This window comes from Aequorivita sp. H23M31 (genome assembly GCF_004022485.1).
Lineage (GTDB): Bacteria > Bacteroidota > Bacteroidia > Flavobacteriales > Flavobacteriaceae > Aequorivita > Aequorivita ciconiae.
Genome location: NZ_CP034951.1, coordinates 208,985 through 233,669 on the forward strand (window position 1 = coordinate 208,985; position 24,685 = coordinate 233,669).

21 protein-coding genes are annotated in these 24,685 nt (G+C 38.4%); 10 read left to right on the forward strand and 11 right to left on the reverse strand.

Features of this window, described 5'->3' with window-relative positions; translation table 11 throughout:
• The first annotated feature begins 11 nt into the window (after positions 1-11).
• From EI546_RS00995 to EI546_RS01025, 7 genes are all read left to right on the forward strand, one after another.
• Positions 12-4,124, forward strand: a complete 4,113-nt coding sequence (locus tag EI546_RS00995; protein WP_128248795.1) for a GEVED domain-containing protein — start codon at positions 12-14, stop codon at positions 4,122-4,124.
• 561 nt (positions 4,125-4,685) lie between these two features.
• Positions 4,686-6,413, forward strand: coding sequence for a T9SS type A sorting domain-containing protein (locus EI546_RS01000; RefSeq protein ID WP_128248796.1), 1,728 nt, complete (start codon positions 4,686-4,688; stop codon positions 6,411-6,413).
• A gap of 72 nt (positions 6,414-6,485) precedes the next feature.
• A complete protein-coding gene (locus EI546_RS01005; protein WP_128248797.1) occupies positions 6,486-7,481 on the forward strand; it encodes a glycosyltransferase family 2 protein in 996 nt (331 codons plus the stop codon).
• 23 nt (positions 7,482-7,504) lie between these two features.
• A complete protein-coding gene (locus EI546_RS01010; RefSeq protein ID WP_128248798.1) occupies positions 7,505-8,455 on the forward strand; it encodes a CdaR family protein in 951 nt (316 codons plus the stop codon).
• Positions 8,456-8,517: 62 nt separating this feature from the next.
• Positions 8,518-9,093: a dephospho-CoA kinase gene (gene coaE, locus EI546_RS01015; protein WP_128248799.1), complete on the forward strand. Its 576-nt coding sequence runs from the start codon at positions 8,518-8,520 to the stop codon at positions 9,091-9,093.
• A 74-nt stretch (positions 9,094-9,167) separates the two neighbouring features.
• Positions 9,168-10,727 carry a sensor histidine kinase gene (locus tag EI546_RS01020; protein ID WP_128248800.1) on the forward strand — a complete coding sequence of 520 codons (1,560 nt, stop codon included), beginning with the start codon at positions 9,168-9,170 and terminating at the stop codon, positions 10,725-10,727.
• Positions 10,728-10,730: 3 nt separating this feature from the next.
• Positions 10,731-11,447 carry a response regulator transcription factor gene (locus EI546_RS01025; RefSeq protein WP_128248801.1) on the forward strand — a complete coding sequence of 239 codons (717 nt, stop codon included), beginning with the start codon at positions 10,731-10,733 and terminating at the stop codon, positions 11,445-11,447.
• 147 nt (positions 11,448-11,594) lie between these two features.
• On the opposite strand, the gene miaA is transcribed toward EI546_RS01025, so the two are convergent.
• The 8 genes from miaA to EI546_RS01060 all read right to left on the reverse strand — a co-directional run bounded on the left by miaA (position 11,595) and on the right by EI546_RS01060 (position 18,984).
• Complete coding sequence (miaA, locus tag EI546_RS01030; RefSeq protein ID WP_128248802.1) at positions 11,595-12,530, reverse strand: tRNA (adenosine(37)-N6)-dimethylallyltransferase MiaA; 936 nt, start codon at positions 12,528-12,530, stop codon at positions 11,595-11,597.
• On the reverse strand, positions 12,527-13,375 hold the full coding sequence (locus EI546_RS01035) for an ion transporter (RefSeq protein ID WP_240673136.1): 849 nt from the start codon (positions 13,373-13,375) through the stop codon (positions 12,527-12,529). Before EI546_RS01035 ends, miaA begins: the two co-directional genes overlap by 4 nt.
• Before the next feature lie 38 nt (positions 13,376-13,413).
• The gene (locus EI546_RS16630; RefSeq protein WP_317127435.1) at positions 13,414-13,914 is read right to left on the reverse strand and encodes a hypothetical protein; all 501 of its coding nucleotides are present in this window, start codon (positions 13,912-13,914) and stop codon (positions 13,414-13,416) included.
• Positions 13,911-14,792, reverse strand: a complete 882-nt coding sequence (locus EI546_RS16635; protein WP_317127436.1) for an exonuclease domain-containing protein — start codon at positions 14,790-14,792, stop codon at positions 13,911-13,913. Before EI546_RS16635 ends, EI546_RS16630 begins: the two co-directional genes overlap by 4 nt.
• Before the next feature lie 174 nt (positions 14,793-14,966).
• Complete coding sequence (locus EI546_RS01045; protein ID WP_128251498.1) at positions 14,967-15,635, reverse strand: YggS family pyridoxal phosphate-dependent enzyme; 669 nt, start codon at positions 15,633-15,635, stop codon at positions 14,967-14,969.
• Between the two features lie 100 nt (positions 15,636-15,735).
• Positions 15,736-16,974: a DUF1015 domain-containing protein gene (locus EI546_RS01050; RefSeq protein WP_128248803.1), complete on the reverse strand. Its 1,239-nt coding sequence runs from the start codon at positions 16,972-16,974 to the stop codon at positions 15,736-15,738.
• 80 nt (positions 16,975-17,054) lie between these two features.
• The gene (locus EI546_RS01055) at positions 17,055-17,945 is read right to left on the reverse strand and encodes a 3-hydroxybutyryl-CoA dehydrogenase (protein WP_128248804.1); all 891 of its coding nucleotides are present in this window, start codon (positions 17,943-17,945) and stop codon (positions 17,055-17,057) included.
• A 70-nt stretch (positions 17,946-18,015) separates the two neighbouring features.
• Positions 18,016-18,984 (reverse strand): Gfo/Idh/MocA family protein, encoded by a 969-nt coding sequence (locus EI546_RS01060; RefSeq protein WP_128251499.1) that lies wholly within the window; start codon positions 18,982-18,984, stop codon positions 18,016-18,018.
• Between the two features lie 240 nt (positions 18,985-19,224).
• Here EI546_RS01060 and EI546_RS01065 point away from each other — a divergent pair, with 240 nt between their 5' ends.
• Positions 19,225-19,866 carry a protein-L-isoaspartate(D-aspartate) O-methyltransferase gene (locus EI546_RS01065; protein ID WP_128248805.1) on the forward strand — a complete coding sequence of 214 codons (642 nt, stop codon included), beginning with the start codon at positions 19,225-19,227 and terminating at the stop codon, positions 19,864-19,866.
• A gap of 23 nt (positions 19,867-19,889) precedes the next feature.
• Positions 19,890-20,585, forward strand: coding sequence for an LOG family protein (locus tag EI546_RS01075; protein ID WP_317127437.1), 696 nt, complete (start codon positions 19,890-19,892; stop codon positions 20,583-20,585).
• 118 nt (positions 20,586-20,703) lie between these two features.
• Here the strand turns inward: EI546_RS01075 and EI546_RS01080 are convergent, their stop codons facing one another.
• The 3 genes from EI546_RS01080 to EI546_RS01090 all read right to left on the reverse strand — a co-directional run bounded on the left by EI546_RS01080 (position 20,704) and on the right by EI546_RS01090 (position 23,061).
• The gene (locus EI546_RS01080; RefSeq protein ID WP_128248808.1) at positions 20,704-21,741 is read right to left on the reverse strand and encodes an AI-2E family transporter; all 1,038 of its coding nucleotides are present in this window, start codon (positions 21,739-21,741) and stop codon (positions 20,704-20,706) included.
• A 111-nt stretch (positions 21,742-21,852) separates the two neighbouring features.
• Positions 21,853-22,815, reverse strand: coding sequence for a tRNA dihydrouridine synthase (locus tag EI546_RS01085; protein WP_128248809.1), 963 nt, complete (start codon positions 22,813-22,815; stop codon positions 21,853-21,855).
• A 63-nt stretch (positions 22,816-22,878) separates the two neighbouring features.
• Positions 22,879-23,061, reverse strand: a complete 183-nt coding sequence (locus tag EI546_RS01090) for a DUF5053 domain-containing protein (RefSeq protein ID WP_128248810.1) — start codon at positions 23,059-23,061, stop codon at positions 22,879-22,881.
• 168 nt (positions 23,062-23,229) lie between these two features.
• On the opposite strand from EI546_RS01090, the gene EI546_RS01095 reads away from it, so the two are divergent.
• The gene (locus tag EI546_RS01095) at positions 23,230-24,498 is read left to right on the forward strand and encodes an IS4 family transposase (protein ID WP_240673195.1); all 1,269 of its coding nucleotides are present in this window, start codon (positions 23,230-23,232) and stop codon (positions 24,496-24,498) included.
• Positions 24,499-24,685: the final 187 nt, after the last annotated feature.

Below are 24,685 nucleotides of genomic sequence, written 5' to 3' on the forward strand. Positions count from 1 at the left end.
ACTTTTTAATTATGAAGAGAATTACCATTCTAAGCATTATTGTTGGCCTCTTTTCGTTGACGATGAATGCCCAATTTATCCAGTCCAATGCGCCGGATTCTCGAGCAAGGACTACGGATGTTCAAAATCCGAACCAAGAGGGCTCCATTCAGGAGTTACTATCAAGGTATCAAAGCCTTGGAAAACAATCTGGGTCTATTTCCCAGTTTTTCACTAAAGATGAGCAAAAAGCTTTACGTTCTTATTTTAACTCCCAGAAAGGTACAACACCAGCAATGGGTATTCGGGATGCCGGAAACGGAAATTCCCAAAGATCTGCTCAGTTGCCCGCGGCTTACTACAATTCGGGACAATCGGCTACGATGGAAGTAGTTGAGGGAAGAACAGTGACTTCGCAATTCGACGCACAATCCATTATTCCATTTACCGGGGTTTCTTTCGCTCCCCGGGGCAGCCTAGTTCCTGAGTTGCTATATGATAATGGTCCTCATTTTAACATAGCAGGTCCGCCGAAAGTTAGTCGTTTGGAAGATTTGAGTTTAGGTATGGGCACCTTCGGTTCTGCTTGTAACTCGGGTGGTCCTTTTACTATTGCCGACGACTTCGTTCTTTCTGCTGATGCTGAAATTACTACTATGGATTTCTACGCATATCAGACTAATTCCGCGCCTCCTACTGTTAATGCCGTATATATAAAGATATGGAACGGAGATCCAAGTAATGGAGGTTCTGTGGTTTGGGGCGATATGACTACTAATAGGCATGCGGGTACAGTTTCAAGTAATGTATATAGACAATTGGAAAGTGCGCCTGGTAATACTTCTAGGGAAATCCAGTTGGTAACTGCCAATACTCCAGGTCTTTCCCTGGACGCAGGAACTTACTGGGTTGAATTTATGTTTGGGGGTACTGGCTCTTCAGGCCCGTGGGCACCACCAATCGTAATATTGGGAAGTTCCACAACGGGGAATGCTATTCAAAGTAATGCCGGTGTTTGGAGTCCTTTAGTAGATGTGGGACCTCAAGGTATGCCATTTCAAATTTATGGAACCCCAGCTGGAGGAGGTGCGACATTTCCAGAACCTTATTGTGGTCCTATAACTTATAGCAGTGATGTGGAACCCATTACGTTAGTGGAAGTAGCAGGGATCAGCAACAGAACCAGTGGTGACATAAATGGCACTCCCGCCCATGAAGATTTTACCAGTATTATTGGTAACATGGAAGAAGGAGAAAGCTATACAATAGCTTTGGAAGGAAATACAAATGGTGGTTTTACGTGTAGTTTTACTGTATTTATAGACTGGAACCAAGATGGGATCTTAGATAATGATACAGAAAGATATGAAATTGGGACTATTAATGGTTCCACAGGTAATGACGGTCAGCAGGCTACAGGAACGATAGTTGTTCCGGCAGGAGTTGCTGAGGGACCAACTAGAATGAGAGTTATGAAAAGATTCGGTTCTACTTATGTGCCGGATTCCTGTACCGGAGGTTCGGGATGGGGGCAATCAGAGGATTATACTATTGATGTTACCGCAAATGGTGGTGACCCAGGCGGAACTGCCTGCAGCCAAAATAATCCAGCGAATGGCTTTGAAAACGGTTTTACCACTTCAAAAAATCAATCGCAACTTATGGCCACCGATATAAATGTTCCAGCCGACACCGATTTTACAATGAACAAAATAACTGTGGAGATCTGGTCAAATCCTGGTACCACAGTAACTTCGGCGGATATTACTTTTTATGACAATGCTGGTGGTACTCCGGGAGCGACGCGAGGTACTCAATTGGCTGTTGCTCCAACATCTTCAACAGTGGTAGGAAGTAATTTTGGTTTCGATATTTCGGAAGTGGTTTTTAACATCACTCCCGAAATGTTACCAGGAGAAGCGGGGTCAACTAAGGTGTATTGGGTAAGTTTATATTTGGATATGCCTTCTGGAAGTGGTTATCTGGGTGGAACATCGAATATTGTAGGACTACAAAACGCATATTCCGCAGATGCCGGAGTTACTTGGAATACAAATGGAGGTTGGGATTCAGTTTATGTTTTTGAGGGTATATGCGAAACAGAAGGTGGAACTACACCGGGACCTTTAACTACGGTTTATGGAATTGACAATGCCACTCAAGATCTAATTGGTTTTGGAACGTCAGATCCCCAGAACGCGGAAATTTTTGGTACTTCGCCAATAACCGTGAATTTTGAGAACGCGGGTGCGATAGACCCTGCAAACCCTACTACTGGTTACGTTCTTGATAATGGTGGCCAGTTTTTCTCATTCGATGTAACTAGCGGGTTCTATACCGCGCTGGGAAGTATTGCCGGAGACTGGGTTGGGATGGAGTTTGATCAAAATACAGGTATCCTATATGCTATTAAGAGTGAATCATTATATACTATTGATCCAGTGGCTCTTACCGCTACCTTAGTGGGATCATTTGGCTTGCCTTCAAACGCTCTGTCTATATCTCTTGCTATTGACGGTGCTGGAGTTGGATATATACATGACCTTGGTGACGATTTACTATACTCGGTTAATTTAGCAACTGGAGCTGCAACCGCAATTGGAAGTACAGGATTTGATGCCAACTTCGGTCAAGGTATGTGTTATGATCCCACAACGGATACGGTTTATATGTCTGCTTTTAATTCTACGACTTTTATGGCAGAATGGCGCTCCGTTAATACCACAACAGGTATGACGACCTTGATTGCACCAATGACTACTGTTAATGATACATCTCCACAAGTTGCTTGGTCTTCTGTAGGAGAAACTCTGGATCCGCCAACGTGTCCGAAGCCAACATTCCTAACGGTTACAGATATTACGGAAACCTCAGCTACTCTTAATTGGGTGGCAGAGCCAAATGCGAGTAATGGTTATATTTGGTACGTATTCGGTCAAGGTGCGAACCCTATGACGGATACACCTGTTGCAACTGGTACAACTCCAGCAGGAACTACAACAGCGACTGCTACTGGTCTTGAAAATGCTAGTAGCTACGATTTCTATGTTGTTGCCGATTGTGGTGCATCAGATGGCTTAAGTGCTTATGCTGGCCCCGTGACATTTAGTACTTTAATAACTCCTCCAGCTTGTGGTGGAAAATTCTACGACACAGGAGGACCAGATGGAAATTATGGCAATAATGAAAATGTTACTACAGTGATCATGCCAGATAATCCAGGAGATTTTGTAACAGTAACATTCCTCAGCTTTAATGTGGAAGCAAACTGGGATGCCTTATATGTATATGACGGACCGGATGCTAACTCTCCGATGATTGCAAGTGGAAATCCCGCCACAAACAGTGGGTTCCCTGCAGGTGGTTATTATGGAACTACTATTCCAGGTCCATTCAGTTCCACTCATGAAAGTGGGGCGTTAACTTTTGTATTTAGAAGTGAAAGTTCCTTTACCTATTCTGGTTGGGAGGCTGATGTAACTTGCGCTATGTATCCACCACCGAACGATAAAATTGTAAATTCAATCGATGTGGGTGCAATTGGGTTTCCTTATACCGATCCTGCGGTAAGAATGCCTGCGGCTACTCCTGAAAATGGCAGTCCGGAGGATTGTGACTTAACGGGAGCTTATGGGGTTTGGTACCATTTTACCACCACAGGTGACGGATCTGCAAATGCTAATATCGTAACTCCAGCGGGTGCAAGCAATGTCACATTTTATACCGCACCAGGTCCAGGGGCCATCGAGACGGATTTAGTTCGCGTTCAACAGTCCAGTAATGCGTGTAATCCCGGAACTTCTGCAAACATTAATTTTGTTGCGAACCAGACTTACTATGTATTTGTTATGAATTCAGATGCAGTTACCGATATTCAAATTGATGCCAATGTTCTGGGTGTTCCAGATAATGCTTTGGGTGGATTTACTTATTATCCAAACCCAACAAATGGAATCTTGAACTTGAGCAGCAAGGAGATGATCGAAATGGTTTCTATCTATAACCTGTTGGGTCAAAGAGTTTTGGATAGCTCCTTAAATTCTACTTCAAGTGTGCTGGATATATCTGGCTTAAGCGTAGGTACCTACGTAATGAAAGTAGTAGTAAATGGGCAAACAGGAACCTATAAGTTGTTAAAGCAATAATAGGAAATGACCTTTAATTTTTAGTAACCGTCTCAAAAATTTGGGGCGGTTATTTTTTTTTAGGAATTTATTAGTTCTTAGCCAATAAAATCAAATAGCTATTTATTTCAGTAAACGTCCAAAAAAATGGAGGAGAGATTGACCATTTATAATCTCAAATGAAAATCTTCCGATTTTTCCAAATTCTTTGATGTTATTCTGGGAGTAGCTGATTTATTTTGCGATTCGGAAATGGGCTTTATGATATATCTGTTAAATAAAGATGAATTCAATGGATTGAAATTCTTTTTCCACCGTTGTTTTCTTTTGACAATCCCAAGGTAAGATACTTTATTTAACCTTTTTAAAATTCTTTTTTTTTGTAAGAACTATATAATCAAGAGATTCTGGGGGTGAATCTAAAATAGAAAGAATTTTTTTTTAAGATTAGAAGACGATTATCGAATTCTCAAATAATGTTAATAGGATTTTTCCTGTTTTTAGTTAATTAACATAAAAATTTGTAAATAGTGAATAGATTTACCATAAATTTAATGAATATTAACTTAACAAAGAATTGAGATGAAAAAAATTATTTTAATGGCTTTCTGTTCTCTTGGATTAATAGGGATTGTTGGTGCTCAAACATCTTTAACAGGGAATAGTTCAAATCTAGAGCCATCCGTAACAATTGAAAGTCTTTTAAATAGACTGGAACACATTGGCACAACTGCGGGAAGTGTGAGAGATTATTTCACACCGCAGGAACAGCGTATGCTAAATGTTCATTTTAATGGTATTGGCAGATTGGCCCCGAGGGTCATTACGCAAAGTCTTTCACAAACAATTACACCCGGTGAACAAATAGGATGCAATACGTTAACCCACTTTACAGATAATAAACTCTACCGAGCTTTTGATCTTCCGGGTGAATTCGGTATCACTGAGGGTTTTCAAGTTACAGCCGTGGAGTTTGCCATAGGAACTATTTCCACACCTACGGGATTTCCAATTACTGCCAACATTTATTCCAACGTTCCTGGCTCTTTTCCAGGCGGGACTCTCACGCTGAGAGGAACCGCAGTTTATACCGCCAGCAATGCAGACGAAGGAATGATAGTTTCACTTCCAATTTCGGCATTAATTCCGCCTGGCCAGGGTATGGTAATGGAGCTGGTCCTTGTGGATGATGGAACCGATACCAATCTGGTACGTTTTGGTTGTAACAGTGAGGGACAGACCGGACCAAGTTATTTATATTCTGAATCCTGTAATATATTTGAAATTACCACATTGCTTGATTTAGGCTATGAACAAGGTTATGTTTGGAATGTTCTAGGAGACGACGAACCTGTTTTTCCAGTTGATAATTCAAATGTTTTTGGAATTAATAATGCTAGCGCTACCTTAGTCACTTTTGCTCCAAGCGATCCGTCTATTTTAACCCCTTTAGGTGCTTCTCCGGCTCCCAACTTTGAGAATGCTGGGGCGATAGATCCAAGTGATCCATCAACTGCTTATGTTTTGGATAATGGGGGAGATTTTTATAGTGTTAATCTATCAAGTGGTGCTTATACTTCTCTGGGAAGTATAACTCCCCCAAATTCGGAAAATTGGTCCGGGGCGGAGTTTAGCCCAAATGGAACTTTGTATGCTATTTCTACAAGTGTTTCTAGTTCTACACTTTCAACTATTGATATTGCAGGGGTTTCTTCTACAGTTATTGGCAATACTGAAATTGAAGGAGCTATTTCCTTAATGATAGACGATGCAGGTCAAGGATATACGCACGATATTGCAAGCGATAATTTCTTTAAGGTGGATCTTTCCAATGGTAGTAGTACGCTTGTAGGACCTCTTGGATTTGATGCTAATTTTGGTCAAGGAGGAACTTACATTCAAGCAGATCCAGGATTTGTTTATATATCGGCATTTGATGCTGGCTCCTTCCAATCCCAATGGAGAAAAGTGGATGTTACCACCGGAGCATCAACAATTATAGGTCTGTTCAACGGTGGAAGTGATCAGGTAGCTTGGTCATCTGTGGTGCAGGATCTGGTTGGCATAGAAGATAATGTTTTGACAGGATTTTCATTTTATCCAAATCCCACTTCGGGCATAGTTTCATTGAAGTCCGTTAAAAATATTACTTCCGTTGCTCTGTATAATTTATTGGGCCAAAAATTAATGAGTTTTAAAGTAGATTCAACTACTTCTGAATTAGATATATCTCGCTTGAACGTAGGCAGCTATATTATGCAGGTCCTAATTGATGGTCAAACCGGAACCTATAAAATATTGAAAGATTAGATATAATTTATTAATATTTCTAAAAGCCATTCTTGTAGGAGAATGGCTTTTTTAATTTGTTAACTTTGCAAAATGAATAAATATTCCTTTGTTGTACCTGTTTACAACCGTCCCCAGGAAGTTAGGGAATTATTGGAGAGTATGGTGGTTTTGGATTTTACGGAACCATTCGAAGTAGTTATCGTTGAGGATGGGTCAACCGAAACTTCGGCAAATGTAGTCTCTCAGTTCTCAGATAAACTCAATATTTCCTATTATTATAAAAAGAATTCAGGTCCAGGAGATTCTCGTAATTATGGCATGGCTCGCGCAAAAGGAAACTATTTTGTTATTTTGGACTCCGACTGTATATTGCCATCTAATTATCTTTCGAGTGTGGACAAATTTTTGAGCGCACGATTTTTTCATTGCTTTGGTGGGCCGGATGCGGCGCATACTAGTTTTTCTCCACTGCAAAAGGCCATAAATTATGTTATGACTTCTTTATTGACAACTGGGGGAATACGGGGAAATAAAAAGGGAATTCAAAAATTTGAGCCACGGAGTTTTAATATGGGGATTTCAAAAGAAGCTTTTGAGGCCACTGGAGGTTTTGGTAAAATACATCCGGGAGAAGATCCTGATCTTTCCCAAAGGATTTTGCTGGCAGGTTATCAGACCGTTTTTATTCCCGATTCCTTTGTCTATCATAAAAGACGTATTTCTTGGAACAAATTTTATTTGCAGGTCAAGAAATTTGGAATGGTCCGGCCCATTTTAAATCAGTGGCATCCGTCATCTTCTAAAATAACGTTTTGGTTTCCAAGTCTATTTATATTTTTTGTGTTGTTATCGCTTATTTTGGGAATATACAATTGGGTTTTCCTGATTCCCTTAGGGGTTTATATTCTGGCCATTTTTGTAGATTCCAGTATTAATAATAGAAGCTTGTACATTGGTTTCCTTTCTATTCCTGCGGTGTTTATCCAATTTTTTGGTTATGGATTGGCGTTTATAAAATCGTTCTTCTTTGTCTCTGTATTGAACAAAGATCCTCAGAAACAATTCCCCTTTCTATTTTTTAAGTAATTTAGAGATTCAAAGAAAATGGTATGGCAAAAAACACTTCTAGGAAATATTCAAAAAGGAAAGTAAAACTTTTTCTATTCTTTCTGTTAGTGGCCAGTATATTTTGGGTACTTACCAAGTTCAGTAGAGAATTCACTGCTTCTATGGTCGCAAAAATCCACTATATAAATCTTCCGGATACGGCTGCCCTTGCACATAACAATCCTCAGGGTATAACCTACGATCTTACGGCAAATGGGTTCGAGATACTTTTCTATAAGTTTAAGAAGCCGGCCTTAGAGGTTGATGTTGCGAAGTATTATGAAGAGGATGAAAATGGATTCACAATTAGCAGGAATGAGTTGGGATCCCAACTAGGAGCCAAGTTTAATAAGTACATGGAAATAAAAAATCTTCCGGCAGACGGCATTAAAATAAAGCTCGATCCCATTGTGCTCAAAAAGGTTAAAGTAGAACCAAAATTTGAAATCGGTTTTAAGGATGGATTCAAACCCATAGATAGTATAAAGGTAAAACCAGATTCCATAACCATATCAGGACCTGAAGGCGTTTTAAAGAAAATCAGTGGAGTTCCTACGAATTTACTTTCTTTGAAGGATGTGGATAGATCCATTTCTGAGACAGTAGAAATTAATCCTCCTACCCAAGAAATAGTTAAGATAAACCCTTCCAAAGTTCTTATTGAATGGCCGGTAGCTGAATTTTCCCAAGGTAAATTTACTCTGCCTGTGGAGGTTATAAATTTGCCGCCAGGAGTTGAGTTAAAATTGGTCCCAGAGCGAGTAACGGTTACTTTTGATATTTCCGTAAATCAATTTTCGTCAGTTTCCCGTGAAAATTTTCGGGTTATATGCGATTATTCAAAACGAAATGATAAAGAGAATTTTATGCTTCCTATCCTGGCCAAAAAACCCGAAGGCGCTGTAAACATTGTTTTCGACCCAAAAAAAGTTGACTTTTTTGTTTTCAAATAGAAAAGGGATTCGCATAGTAAGTTTTAAATTTGGATAGGATATCTACATCCGTAATAAGAGATATGAAAATTATAGGACTTACTGGCGGAATTGGCAGTGGAAAGACCACTGTGGCAAATATGTTTGCAGAGCTTGGAATCCCCGTTTACAATTCGGATGTAGAAGCGAAGAAATTAACAAACTCCTCATCAGAAATTCGAAGCCAATTAATTTCTTTACTCGGCGATGACACTTATAAGAATGGCATGCTGGATCGTAAATACATGGCCGATAAAATATTTAACGACCATATACTTCTTGAAAAGGCAAATGCAATAATCCACCCAAGAGTTGCAGAGCATTTCGCAGAATGGGTCTCTCAACAGACTTCTCCTTACGTTATAAAAGAGGCAGCTATTCTTTTTGAAAGTGGTGCCGATAGCCAATGCGATCTTGTTATTTTGGTAACTGCCGCAAAGGCGGAGCGGTTAAAACGTGTAATGGATCGTGATGGTGTCTCTGAGCAAGAAGTAGAGGCCCGAATGAAAAATCAGTGGAGCGATTCAAAGAAAACTAAACTTGCCGATTTTATTATCGAAAATAATACACTTTCCCATACCCGAAAACAGGTGAAATCCGTCCATTCTTCCCTGATTTAAAGCCCATTAAATTGTTTTGTTAACATTTGGTTAAACGTACAATACGCTAAATGTTAAAATCTTATTTTTGGAATATGAACAAAAAGCTATTCGTATTGCTCATAGCGCTTATGAGCCTCTCATTATTGGGGATAGTATTTGTACAGGGATATTGGATCTCAAACGCTTACCAAACAAAGCAAGAACAGTTTACAATCAATGTTCGACAGGCCCTTGTTTCAGTTGCCAAAAAGATTCAAATGAAGGAGATTGAGGCCTATTATCAAGTGTATAGTGCGTATGTGGACAGTATCGAGATTCCGGACAATACAACGTTCACGGAATTGGCCTATAAAATTCAGAATAAGTCCACGAATGAAACCTATTTGTTCACCGATGGGATATTGGAACAAGATTATAAACTCTCCTCGGGCCTTTTTGATAATGATATGGACAGCATCCAATTTAAGAAGCTGACCAATAGAAAAACCAAAACAAAAATATCCCAAGGTCTCGATGGTAATAAAAAAACGGAGACCAGAATTGAATCGTTCTCACGTCTAAAGGATTATGAACGAAACCAATTTGAAAATTTCATCAGTGAGGTAGCAACCTTGTCGCCCATATATAAAAGGGTACGGGCAGATGAAATTAGAGATTTGCTAAATAAAGAGTTGAATGACCGTGGGCTGAAATCGGATTTTGAGTTTGCCGTTTACAGCAATAATTTAGAAACCAAAGTGCGTTCTAAAAAATTTAAACTTGAAGAGGGGAGCACTTATGTAGTACCGCTCTTTGTAAATGATCTTAGGAGCAATTATGATTTATACGTAGATTTTTCTGGAAAGAGAAAGTTGGTGCTCAGTAGCATTTTGGGAATGGCAATACTTTCGTTGATTTTTACGGCAGTTATTATTTTAGCTTATGCCAGCGCCATTTCACAAATTTATAAACAACGTCAGATATCACAGATAAAAACAGATTTTATCAATAATATGACCCACGAGTTTAAAACGCCGATTGCAACTATTAATTTGGCTTTAGACTCCTTAAAAAATCCTAAGGTTAAAGATAATCGAGAGTTTCTCGAGCGCTATTTAGGAATGATCCGGGATGAAAACCGAAGGATGCATGCGCAGGTTGAAAATGTGTTAAGAATATCAAAGCTTGAAAAGAATGAACTGAACCTTTCAAAAGAATCGGTTGATTTGCAGGAAATAACCCAAGAAGCCATTTCTCACGTAAGCTTAATAGTAGAGGATAGAGAGGGTTATATTAAAACTCATTTTGGAGCTATAAATAATACGATTTTAGGAAATAAGTCACACTTAACAAATGTGATTGTAAATATACTAGACAACGCAATTAAATATTCTACCGAGGAGCCTAAAATCGATATTTATACGGAGAATGTAAAAAACAGTATAATATTAAAAATACGGGATCAAGGTCCTGGAATGAGCAAGGCAGTGCTTAAAAGAATATTTGAAAAATTTTATCGCGAACACACCGGAGACATCCATAATGTAAAAGGCCATGGGCTTGGCCTCGCTTATGTCAAGAGCATTCTTGACGACCACGATGCAGAGATTTTTGTGGAGAGTGAAAAATACAAAGGCTCAACATTTATATTAAAACTACACCTAATATCTTAAACTATGGAAACTGAAAACAAAAAAATCCTTCTTGTAGAAGATGACCCAAACTTTGGAACAGTCCTGAAAGACTATCTTGCTATGAATGATTACAACGTCACTCATGCTAAAAATGGAATGGAAGGTTTTGAGAAATTCAAAAAAGATGATTTTGATCTTTGTATTTTGGATGTAATGATGCCTTATAAAGACGGTTTTACCTTGGCAAAGGAAATTCGAGAAAAAAATGAGGATATTCCCATTATATTCCTTACTGCTAAAGCAATGAAAGAGGATGTGCTTAAAGGTTACAAAGTAGGCGCAGACGACTATCTAAACAAACCTTTTGATAGTGAAGTACTATTAATGAAAATAAAAGCCATTATTCAGCGCAAAGCTACAGACTCAATTGCCGACAGTAAGCAATTTGAATTTGAGATTGGAAATTTCTTCTTGAACTCCAAATTACGGTTCTTAACATATAAGAAAGAAGATCCTATTAAACTTTCTCCAAAAGAAAATGAGCTTCTTCGACTTTTGGCCCTTCATAAAAACGATTTAATGGCCCGCGAATTGGCGCTAACGAAAATATGGAGAGATGATAATTACTTTACTTCCAGAAGTATGGACGTATATATTGCCAAATTGAGAAAATACTTGAGCAAAGATGACGGCGTCGAAATCGTTAACATCCATGGCGAAGGGTTCCGATTGGTAGTTAAGGATGAAGTGGATAACTAACGCTATATCTTTTTTTTGATTTAACCGATTGGTTTATTCCATAGTTAAAAAGTTGTGCCAGATTGTCCTTAAAATCACTCTAGTAGGACTTAATCATGCCGCATATTTCCTTGGTTATATCTTTATATTGCAATAAAAAAACGTCAATTAATTTGACGTTTTTTTGTGGATAAAATTTAAAATTTCCAAATGATCTGTGCGATAATCAAACCAGTTGATAGCTTCATTTTTTCTAAACCAAGTGCCTTGTCTTTTGGCGAAGCGGCGGGTGTTCTTTTTAATTTCAGAAATGGCTTCTTCCTTTGCAATAGTGCCGTCAAAATAATCGAAGAGTTCCCGATAACCTACCGTTTGAAGGGCATTTCGATCCCGGTAATTATAAAGCTGGTAAGCTTCATCTATTAAACCGTTATCAATCATTTGGTCAACTCGTTTGTTGATGCGGTTATACACAATTTCCCTGTCTGCGGTAAGTCCGATGAAGAGTGGTTGAAAATTTCTAAACACAGATTTTTTGTTTAAAAATGATGAGAAGGGTTTTCCAGTGAAGTCAATAATTTCCAACGCTCTAATAAGTCGGTGCGGGTTTTGAATGTCGATTTTGGAGAAATAAATAGGATCCTCCTTTTTTAATCTAGCCTGAAGATGTTCAATACCCAATGAATTCATTTCTGAATTAAGTTGTTCTCTTATTTCGGCTGGCACAGTAGGAAACTCATCCAGGCCGGAAACAACGGCGTCAATATATAAACCTGAACCTCCAATCATAACTAAAGAATCAAGCCTTTTGGTCTTTATGTTTTCGGGAAAAAACTTTTCGTTTATTAAATCAATAGCTTCTTTTTCAAAATTGCCTACAGAATAGTCCTCAAAAATACTTTTGCTCTGTATAAAGTGATGCGGTACGGCGTCAAGTTCTTCTTTTACGGGTACTGCAGTCCCGATGGACATTTCTTTATAAAATTGTCTGGAATCTGCAGAGATTATTTCGGTATTAAGTCTTTGAGCAATGGCAATTGCCATCGATGTTTTTCCAATGGCGGTAGGCCCAACCACACAGATTAAAAAGGGCTTGTTGGTCATTGATTTGATGAGTTATTTGGATAAAGATTCTCGCCACAGTTATAACAATACTTAGCATCATCTCGATGCTTACTAACTCCGCAATTTTGGCAGGATTGGGAGTTTACGTGAACAAAATCTTCTTTACTGTTCTTAAAATATCGGGCACCAACAATTCCTGTTGGAACTGCAATTATCCCGTAACCCAAGATCATTATCAAGGTTGCCAAAAATTGGCCCACGGCCGTAATAGGGGCAATATCTCCAAATCCAACTGTCGTTAAGGTAACGATTGTCCAATAAATGCTAACAGGAATATTTTCAAAACCACTTTCCTCTCCTTCTACCAGATACATTAAGGTTCCGAATATTACAGCAATGATAATAACGGCAAAAATGAAAATAAAGATCTTCACCCGGCTTTCCATTAACGCTTTGCGCAATTGATTTCCCTCCCCAATAAAGCGACCAATTTTTAAAATTCGGAATATCCTTAACAGCCTCAGCGCCCGTATGGTTATTAAGTAATTGGTGCCAAAGAATATTAAAGAGATATATAAAGGAATTGTGGACAGAAAATCGATGATTCCATAAAAACTGAATATGTATTTTGCTGGTTTTTGTACTACAATTATTCGTGTAATATATTCTATGGTAAATAAGATTGTGATTACCCATTCGATTACCAGAAAGTACTGGTGATATTTTGAATTGATGGCCGTCACACTTTCCAACATAACGATGAGCACACTCACTAAAATCAATATTAGCAGGACAATATCAAAGAGTTTACCCATTGGGGTGTCTGCTTCATAAATGATTTCATGAACTCTGGACCGCCAGTTTTTTATTTTTTTTGGTTCCACTTCTTTGATTTAATTTGCTAAAAATAAAGAAAGTCAGTCTAATTGACTGAGTGAGGAGCAAGGTTTATAGTTTTTAAAACCTTATTTTTTTGGAGATAATTTTGGATGATATGTGTGGATTCGCGATGGAATTGTGATGGGTTTATGATGGTTTTCAATATTTCCGGGCGGTTAATTTGATGGTTTAAATTAAAAAAGGCATAGCCTTTGTAACTTCCATTTTCAATCCAAATTACAGACCGCTCCTCGGTACTCCTTCCACGATCAATAAGAAGCAAACTTTGTTTTTCAAAACCTAAATTCTTCAAAAGAGAAAGCACTCTTTCATTGTATTTTTCAGGAGTTTCTTCATTAATACAAGCTCCCAAGCAATTGCCCGCTGAATAATAGGAACATTCATTCTCTGTAGGTTGGAGACCGGTCAGTTTTGGGCATAGTTGGTTTTCTTCCGTAATTCGGAGCAATTCAGACTTCGCCTGCTGGTAATTGGTATAAGTAATTAATCCCCTTTTCCGTCCGTCAAATTTCTGAATTTTCAAGGTAATATAGCCATCCTCATCAACAGCGGAAGTAAGTTGATGGGTGAATCCTGCCTTTGGGGAGTACGGTTGTATTTGGGCTTGTGCTGTTTGATTTCTTCATATTCCTTTAAAATGGAAATCAGCTCGTTCCCCGTTTTTTCATAAGCGACTGTATTCACTTCCAACTGTAATCGCTTTGATTTTCTGTTATCGTTTGTAAAATGTTGGACCAGTTTCTTGCGGATATTTTTTCCTCTACCAATATAAATTATATCCCCGGCTTCGTTATAAATATAATAAATCCCCATTTCCGATGGAGTTTTTTCAATAATATCCAGAAGTCTTGCGTCAAGTTGGGGTTTGGTATCCTTTTTTAGAGTTTCGGTAATAATCTTTTTTGATAAATCTTTGGACAATAACATTTTAAATAGGGCAACCGTAGCTTTTGCATCTCCCTGTGCGCGATGGCGATCGCTTAATGGAATTCCTAGGGCTTGCACTAATTTTCCCAAACTATAGGACGGCATATCTGGAATCAATTTTTTGGATAATTCTACCGTGCAAAGGGTTTGTTTCTCAAAGTTATAGCCTAATCGATCAAATTCTGTAGTAAGAATTCGATTGTCAAAAAGAGCATTATGAGCTACCATTACACAGTCCTCGGTTATCTCGATGATGCGTTTGGCCACTTCATAAAACTTGGGCGCGTTTCGCAGCATATCGTTATTTATTCCCGTTAGATTAACCACAAAAGGTTGAATTGGTCTTTCCGGATTAATTAAACTGGCAAATTGATCGACTATTTCATGCCCGTCGAACCTGTAAATTGCAATTTCGGTTATTCCTTCCTCATTGTATTTTCCACCTGTGGTCTCTATGTCTAAAATTGCGTACACTATTTTTAGTTATGAGTTATGAGTTATGAGTTATGAGTTATGAGTTATATTGAGTTTAAGAGTTTAAATCTTTGTGGTTTTTTTTTGATTTATAATCATTTATTTGTTTTGTTACCGATTACCGATTACCGATTACCGACTACCGACTGCTGACTACTGATTACTGACCACTGATTAATAATTCCGTTCTCCAAAAATGGCACTTCCTATGCGAACCATATTACTACCATGATCTATGGCTAATCTGAAATCTCCGCTCATGCCCATACTTAGGACACGCAATTCGGTTCCGAAATCATTTGATCTTGTTTTGAACTCGTCGAATATGTTTTTTAATTTTTGGAATTCTTTCGATATCTGCTCCTCATCCTCGGTAAAAGTGGCCATGCCCATAAAGCCCACTACTTCAATATTTTTCAGGTTTTTATAAACTTCTGAGCTTAATAAGTTTACAGCGTCTTCTTCGTCCATCCCAAATTTACTGTCTTCCTTAGCAATTTTTATTTGAAGAAGACACTGAATAACTCTTTCATTTTTACGGGCTTCTTTATTTATTTCTTTTAAAAGTTTCAAGCTATCCACAGCGTGTATCAACGAAACGAACGGCGCCATATATTTTACCTTATTCCGTTGCACGTGACCAATCATATGCCATTCCACATCTTTGGGCATTTCCTGCCACTTAGATTCCATTTCCTGTACTTTGTTCTCGCCAAATATGCGTTGTCCGGCATTATAGGCTTCCATCAAGTCGGTGATGGGTCTTGTTTTTGAAACTGCTACCAAGGTTATATTTTTGGGCAGTTCGTTTTTAAGTTTATTTAGATTTTCTGAAATAGTCATCTTCATTTTCTTCTCGCTGTTCATTTAATATGTAAAATACTTATTTTTTGGACTCCTAAAGGTACTGCTAACCGCTACTGTCAATGCCTACTAATTAAAATCAGAATTCATAAATAGTAACTCCACTTCGTAGTTTGGGTTCAATATAAGTGCTTTTTGGTGGCATTTTTAGACCCTCATCCGCAATTTGTTGCATTTCGTCAGTAGTAACGGGCAACAATCCAAATCCAACTGCAAAGTTACCGGAATCTATTACCGTCTGAACATAAGCTAGCTCCTTTTTTCCGTGGGAATATTCAATGCGCTGGTCATTTCGTAAATCTTTTATTCCTAAAAGCGGTTTCAGAATGGTGGTATATAATATCTGGGCGTCTAGCGCATCGAGGGCATTTTCAATTTTATACTTCTTTTTCCGAAGGTGCAAGGAATAGAATTCTCCGTCCAAATACATGCTAAAATGATGTTTTTTGGAGGGTTTATAGTAATCGTGTCCACGATTTTCTATTCTAAACAATTCATCCAATTTTATTAGGAACTCTTCTTTTTCCATTCCGTTCAGATCTTTCACCAACCTATTGAACTCATATATTTTTAAGTCGCTGGCGGGAATAAGGAAACTCATAAAATAATTATAACTTTCCTCCCCGGTGTGATGTGGATTTTCAGCTTTTAAATCCTTGGCCAGCAAATAAGAAGAGGCCGATCGGTGATGACCGTCTGCAATGTATAATGCCGGTATATCCGCAAAAATAGTTTGTATTTTGTTTAAAAGTACTTCATCGTCAACATTCCAAAGATAATGGGTGTCGCGATAAGTGGTGGTAAACTCATATTCTGGACGGGTTTTCATAACCTCATCAATCAAAAGCTCCAAATCGGAATTATCAGGGTAGGTAAGGAGAACCGCTTCTGCATTAAAACCAATAGTTTTTAGATATTCCTTTAGAATAACCTCGCGGAACTCCAAGGTTTCTTCATGCTTTTTAATTACATCATCCTCATAATCCTGAACACTTGCGGCGGCGACTATTCCCGTAAATTCCAGTTTATCGCGGTTGACAATTTTATAAATATAAAAGCTTGGTTTTTCTTCTTCTATAAAAATACCATCTTCCTTAAATTCCTCATATCTATTTCTTACCAATCCATAGCGCTCAACACCAGAAATTTCCTTTTGGTATTTATATCCCGGATTTACGATGTGCAGAAACGAAAACGGATTATCACGTAAACGAGACTCCACTTGTGCCGTTGTATAGCTATCGTAAGACCGAGCGGCAAGTAGGTTCACCTTATCTCTTGTGGGTCTAACGGCCTTAAAAGGAATTATTTTTGCCAAATTTTGAGTTTAGTAATTTAAAAGTTTCGGGGTTATTTATTGAGAAGAATGATCTTGAGAACCACCATTAAAGCAATACTTTATTTTGAAAATTGAGAAGAAACTACCTCGGCCTTTCTGTTTTCGCTGTAGTCGTAAAACCCTTCGCCACTTTTGCTGCCCAATTTGCCTGCCATTACCATATTCACCAATAGTGGACAAGGAGCATATTTTGGATTTTTAAAACCATCGTACATAACTTTCAAAATAGATAGACATACGTCAAGTCCAATAAAATCGGCAAGAGCTAATGGTCCCATTGGATGGGCCATTCCAAGCTTCATAACGGTATCTATTTCATTCACTCCGGCAACTCCATTGTATAATGTTTCGATGGCTTCGTTGATCATTGGCATTAATATTCGGTTTGCCACAAATCCGGGGTAATCATTAACTTCAACGGGTGTCTTGTTCAAGCTTTTAGAAAGAGTTTCCACTGTTTGAAAGGTTTCTTTGCTAGTGCTATAACCTTTAATTATTTCCACCAATTTCATAATGGGAACTGGATTCATAAAGTGCATTCCAATTACTTTTTCAGGTCGTGAAGTAACCGCTGCAATCTGGGTGATGGAAATTGAAGATGTATTACTCGCCAAAATGGTATCGGGACCGCAGAACTTATCCAAATCCCGAAAGATATTTAGTTTTAATTCTACATTTTCTGTGGCAGCTTCCACAACCAAACCAACATTTTTAACTCCTTTTTCAAGGTCGGTAAAGGTTGTAATATTTTTAAGTGTGCGCGACATATCCGCATCTGTTATGGTTTGCTTACTTACCATTCGTTCCAGATTTCTGGAAATGGTAGCTAATCCTTTATCCAAATAAGCTTGTTGGATATCGATTAAATGCACTTGGAAATCGAATTGGGCAAAAGTGTGGGCGATGCCATTTCCCATGGTTCCGGCACCTATTACTGCTATACTTTTCATTAGTTTATTATAATTTATAAGATGATATTTTAAACTCAATTATTTAATTCAATGCGGAGGAACCGAAAAGCTATATTTGTTTAAAATTTTCGATAACCAACATGGCTACGCGAAGAGCCTCGGTTCCCTGTCTAAGGGAAACATCCGGCGTTCTGTCTGCTTTAATGGCTTCGGCAAAACTTTCAAGTTCATCGAGGATTGCATTGTTGCTTTCTATCTGTGGATTTTCAAAATAAATTTGTTTTTGAACACCTTCGGCATTGGTTAGGATCATCGCAAATTCATCGGGTTGCTCTGGCGCATTTTTCATTCTTACCGCTTCGCATTTCTTTTCCAAAAAATCAACCGAGATATAGGCATCGCGTTGGAAAAATCGAGCTTTTCGCATCTTTTTCAGCGAAATCCTACTAGCGGTAAGGTTGGCTACACAGCCGTTTTCAAATTCAATTCGGGCATTTGCAATATCTGGAGTTTCACTGAGCACGGAAACTCCGCTGGCGCTTACGGTTTTCACCGGACTCTTTACCACGCTTAAAATAATATCGATATCGTGGATCATCAGGTCCAAAACTACTGAGACATCGGTACCGCGCGGATTGAACTCGGCCAATCTGTGGGTCTCGATAAACATAGGATTGCTTATCTTATCCCTGATCGCCATAAATGCGGGGTTAAAGCGTTCCACTTGGCCCACTTGACCACGTACTTTTTTGGTTTTGGCCAAGTCCCTGATCTCTTCCGCTTCTGCTACTGTTTGGGTGATTGGTTTTTCAATAAAAAGATGCTTCCCAGCTTCAATTACTTTTCTCGCACATTCAAAATGATGTATGGTAGGTGTCACCACTACAACCATATCGGACGCATCTATAAGACTTTCCATCGTAGGAAAACTTTTATATCCGAATTCCTCTTCAATTTTCTTCGCAGCTTTTTTATCGGCATCAAAAAAGCCCACTAATTCATATTTTTCAGATTGTTTAAGCAATTTCAGGTGAATCTTCCCAAGATGGCCGGCGCCAAGTACTCCTGCTTTTAGCATGCGTGTGTTTTTCACAAATGTAAGATTTTCAGAGGAAAGTTTAAAGGGTTTTAATTTTGGTGTTGAATAGTAATAGTTGGCAGTCGGGTAGTCGTTAGTGGGTAGATGTTTATTGTGGTAAGTGGTCATTGTACATTAAAAATTATTGATTGGTCATTGTTTCTTTTCGTTATTCATTATAAATTCTCTTGGAGCTAGCCATCGAAAATTGGTTACTTTGTGATTTAAAATTTATATAAAATGAAAGATACATTTACCCATCAGGGAATGCGGAAGAAGTTGGTGAAAATTCTTGAAAAGAAAGGGATTGAGGATAAAAATGTATTAAGTGCAATTGGGAAAATTCCACGGCATCTTTTTATGGATTCTGGTTTTGTGGACCATGCCTATGTAGATAAGGCTTTCCCTATTGCAGCCGATCAGACCATTTCGCAACCTTATACCGTAGCCCGCCAAACAGAACTTTTGGAAGTTAAAAAGGATGATAAAATCCTTGAGATTGGAACTGGGAGTGGCTATCAGGCAGCCGTACTTTTGGAGATGGGAGTGCGGTTATACACCATTGAACGGCAAAATGAATTGTTCAAAAAAACCAATCTTTTCCTTCCGAAATTGGGTTATAAACCAAAAAAAATGATTTTTGGAGATGGATATATCGGTTTGGTAGAAGATGCCCCTTTCGACGGAATTATTGTCACCGCCGGAGCTCCTTTCGTGCCGCAACCCTTACTTGCCCAACTGAAAGTGGGTGGGAGGCTGGTAATTCCAGTAGGAGATGATATTCAGATTATGACAGTTTTCTATAGAAAATCCGAAACTGAATTTGAAAAAGAAGAGTTTGGTGAGTTTCGATTTGTACCTTTATTGGAGGATAAGAATTGAGGGTGATGGGTGACGGATGACTGATGTATCCCCAGCATCCAACATCCAGCATCCAGCATCCAGCATCCAGCATCCAACATCCAGCATCCAGCATCCAACATCCAGCATTTAACATCCAGCATCCGACAATGAACAATTTAAATACAATATGTGTCTTCTGCGGAAGCAGCAGCGGAAATGATCTCAAGATTACCGAGGCCGCCAAAAGGCTGGGCGAAATTTTTGCTTCGCGAAAAATTACGCTGGTTTATGGTGCGGCCAAAATAGGAGTGATGGGAACACTGGCAAAAAGTGTTTTGGATAACAAAGGAGAAGTAATAGGAATCATCCCCAATTTTTTGAAAAAGAAGGAAGTGGTCCATCTTGGTCTAACGGAGTTGATTACGACCGAAAACATGCACGAGCGCAAGCTGAAAATGCAGGAAGCCAGCGATGGTTTTATTGCCCTGCCCGGCGGAATGGGAACGCTCGAGGAACTTTTTGAGATAATAACCTGGCTCCAACTTGGCTTGCACCAAAAACCCATAGGTTTGTTGAATGTAAACGGTTTTTATGACGACCTAATCAACTTGCTTGAAAATATGGTTCAGCGGGGTTTTCTTTCTATAGACAACTATCACTTACTTCTGGTTGATTCAAAACCAGAACTGCTTCTTCAAAAAATGGAGGAATTTAAACGCCCAGATCTGCCTAAATGGTTAAGTGAAGATAAGGCCTAGTTGTATTTCAACTATAATCGCCTTTTTAAAAAATACCCAATAAGGACAACAATAAACTTTTACAGAAATGAAATAAAGTTCAGGTCCATCCTGTTTGGACTTGGGTGATAAATCTACTTTATCCTTTTAATTCCCCTTTATCCGAAAGCATAATTGCAATACCCTTAGTTTGTTCAAATTTTGAAAATATGATCACCATAATAACGGTTATTGGAACGCTGAGGATCATTCCTGTAATTCCCCAAATAACTCCCCATAAGGATAACGCAAGGATGGTAACCAGTGCACTAAGATTCATGGAATTGCCCACAAGCTTAGGTTCTACCACATTTCCAACGATAACCTGAATGATGCCTACAATAACAAGGGTTAGAATGGCAGGCGTTAAATCAGGGAATTGAAGTAAGCAAAATGCAACAGGAAATAATGTGGCCACAAGCGATCCTACTGTGGGTATATAATTTAAAAGAAAAATAATAAGTCCCCAAAAAACGGGAGCATCGACGCCAATTATTGATAAAGCGATTGCACTCAAGGCTCCGGTTATAAAACTCACAAAAGTTTTTACGCCCAAATAATCAGAAATAGAATCCTCCAGTTCCCGAAGTATTCCGGAAATACGGTGGTGGTTTTCTTCGGTGGTAAATACCAATCTTAATTTTGAATTAAAATTGGTTTCTTCCAAAAATAAGAACAGCATATATATTAGCACCAAAAAAACATTCCCTACCGTACTTGTTAAGACCGTTACAATAGGTTGGATTAAATTGCTCAATATCATTCTCACATCTGTATTCCTTAAAAAAACGTCGAACTCTATCCCAAAAGTCTGATTGATTTTCAAAACTAGCTCGTTGAAGTTGTGTTGGTAAACATCAAACCTTCCTATCATTCTAGCGATGTTTGAAGAAATTATAGAGACCAAAAAGTACATTGATGAAAAGATAACAACTGTCAGGAAAATATTCTTTATCCAGTTGGGAACATATTTATCTATTGCTCTTATTCTATTTAGTGTTTCCTTCATTCTTCTAATAAGTATCCAAAAGATGAAGGCGAAAATCAACGGGATAAGAAAAGCTTTACCATAGACTAACGCAGCGACTACTATTACTATTGAGATACTTGCTTGGGTGAATTTTGAAAGACTTGTCATTCTATTTTTTACTAATTCAAAATTAATTGTTTTGTTGAGAGCAATATATTAAGAACAATCTATTGGTTTGGTCAATTGACCGACAATAAACTGTGGCGTCTTCCCTTGGAACTATAAGTCTGCAACTTTCATTTCCGTATGTAAAATTTGGGCCACCGCCTGTTTATACTTTATCGGATTTGTAGCCTTTTTGATAGCTTTATAAGTTTTTTGCGGATTTGAGGTTGCTTGAGAAAAGAATTCCCAGAAACCTAGCATTTTCATCTTAATAGGTGTGGGGCCAGATAAGTATTCGTCGTATTGTTGGTAGATAGTGTCGTGAAATTCCGAAAATATTTCCCATCTGTTTTTGGGATATTCCATAGTGTTGTTTTTGATCATACTGGGCAGAAAAGGATCGGCAATCAATCCTCGGCCAATCATAAAATGATCGATACTTTTAAAGCGATCTTCAATAGCTTTAAAAGTGGCAACGCTGGTAATGTCTCCGTTATAGTACAACTTGTGTATGCTGCTGTCGATGCATTTTTCAAAAGCATCCAGATCGACAGGGCCCTTGTAAAGTTGCTTCCCTATTCTGGCGTGAATGGCAATGTTTTTCAGCGGATATTTATCCAAAACAGTAAAAGCTTCCAGAATTTCTTCAGCGTGTTCATAGCCCATTCGCATTTTCATAGAAACCAAGATGTCTGTTTCATTGTGCGCTCTATCTAAAATTTCATCAATTTTTGGAGGATTGCAAATCAATCCTGAGCCCATTCCAGATTTGGCAACCATTGGGTAGGGGCAACCTAAATTCCAGTTCAATTCCTTATAACCTAAGCTTTGAACATATTTGGCAACAAATATAAATTCGTCGGCATCGTTGGTTATTATCTGTGGTATCACTTCAACGGTTGAGTTGTTTTCTGGCGCTAAGTCATTTTTAAAAGATTGCTTGATCGTCATTTTTCCATTCAGCCTAATATATGGAGCGTAAAAGGTATCAATCCCACCAAAGTAATGGTTGAAGGCATTGCGGAATCTGAAATCGGTAAAGCCTTGTAAAGGAGATGAAAGTAGGGTGGAAGCCATCGTGCTGTTTAGTGGGGGTAAAGATAGGGTATATCGTTTTAGGTTGAAGGTTTGTTGTTTCGGTTAAATCTTATCCGCACATTTTCGGATGCGTTCGGATAAATCATAAAGGGAATTTTTCAAAAGTTCTTTTTCTTCTTCCGTAAAATCACTTTCATTGTTGTTACCATCATAGCCGTTTAATTTTTGACGGAACCAGCTTCTAGACTTTCCAAAATAATGAGTTGAAATATGTGCCCATTTCACACCCCCGCTGGCGCGGGCGCAATGTCATTAAGTTAGCGTGTTAAATTGTTGATTTTCAGTAATATACACTTGTTTTTCATTCAAATAAATCGTATATTTAACTGATAATCAATGACTTATTTATGAAAAAAAACCGCTAATTTTATCCTTGAAAAGATAAAGGCAACGATTTTTAGCAATGAGCTAAAAACGGAGTTTAAAGTTTCAAACGAACATTTTACTAGAAACAGAAAACAATGTTTTCCAATCCTTCTTTTATTTATGTTGAACTTCCTAAGAAAAAGCCTATCCCTAGAAATAGAGAATTTCACCAGCTTGCTTAAGGCTGGTTCTAATTCGAAATTTACCAAGAGCGCTTTTGTACAGGCCAGAAAGAAGATTAGGCCTGAAGTGTTCGATGAGCTCTCCCGAGTATTGCTGAACGAATTTTATACCGATAATGTTCCAGCGATAAAGTTATGGAACGGGTTTAGGCTATTGGCGGTAGATGGAACTCGAATTACCCTGCCGATCACTGATGAGCTCAAAGCAATTTATGGGGAGACCAAGAACCAATCCAGTACTGTTTTGGTTCAGGCAAGATGTTCCGTTATTTATGACGTACTGAATAAATATGTCCTCGATGGTATTTTGGCCCCCGTAGTACGGGGAGAAAGAGATCTGGCCCTTACCCATCTTGAGCATTGTAAAAGTAATGACTTGATTATCTACGACAGGGGGTATCCGTCTTATGATTTTATACAGCAGCATGTCAAAAGTGAATTTGATTATTTGATGCGGGTAAAGACAAGTTTTAGCGGTTTGGTCATGGATTTTGAAAAGAGCAGAAAGAAGTCACTTGTGGTAGCGATATATCCAGGCAAAAATGCCAAACTCACAGATAAAGAATATACTAAGAACTGTCCTATAAAAGTACGGCTGGTGAGAATTGAGCTGGGCAAGGGGAACGTCGAGATTTTAATGACCTCGTTGTTGGACAGCAATCTGTACCCGACAAGTCAGTTCAAGGAGCTATACTTCAAAAGATGGGGCGTAGAGACTTTTTATGACGAGCTCAAAAACAAATTGAGAGTCGAACACTTTTCCGGCTATTCAAACCAGAGCATTCTACAGGATTTTAAGGCAGCATTATTTGTAAGCAATGTACAGACCTTGATTGTCAGTGAGCTCGAAGATGAGCTTAAGGATATTAATCGGGGTAAGAAATACGATTATAAGGTCAACACAAATATATCTTATGGGCTTTTAAAGAATAGAGTAGTAACGTTATTTCTTGATGAAAAAACAGATGGAAGCGACATTGTAGAAGAACTTAAATCCTTATACAAATCGCATTTGGTCCCTAGTAGGCCCAATCGAAAATCAGAAAGAAACCCTGGGAAATATCGCGCAAGAATAAAGCCAAAAATAACTAAGAATCAGAAAGATGGAGTTTGAGAAAACCTTAACTTAATGACATTGGGCGCGGGCGTCTCGCCCGTGTCTTCCACGACCTCATTCCTTAGTAAGAAAATTATTGGTTTTCGGAACTCAACCTCCACAAACATTCGTCTATTTGTGGTCACCCTAAATAAGAACCAACAAACTTCATATACAAAAAACTAAAGCCGACCTCGAAAAGATC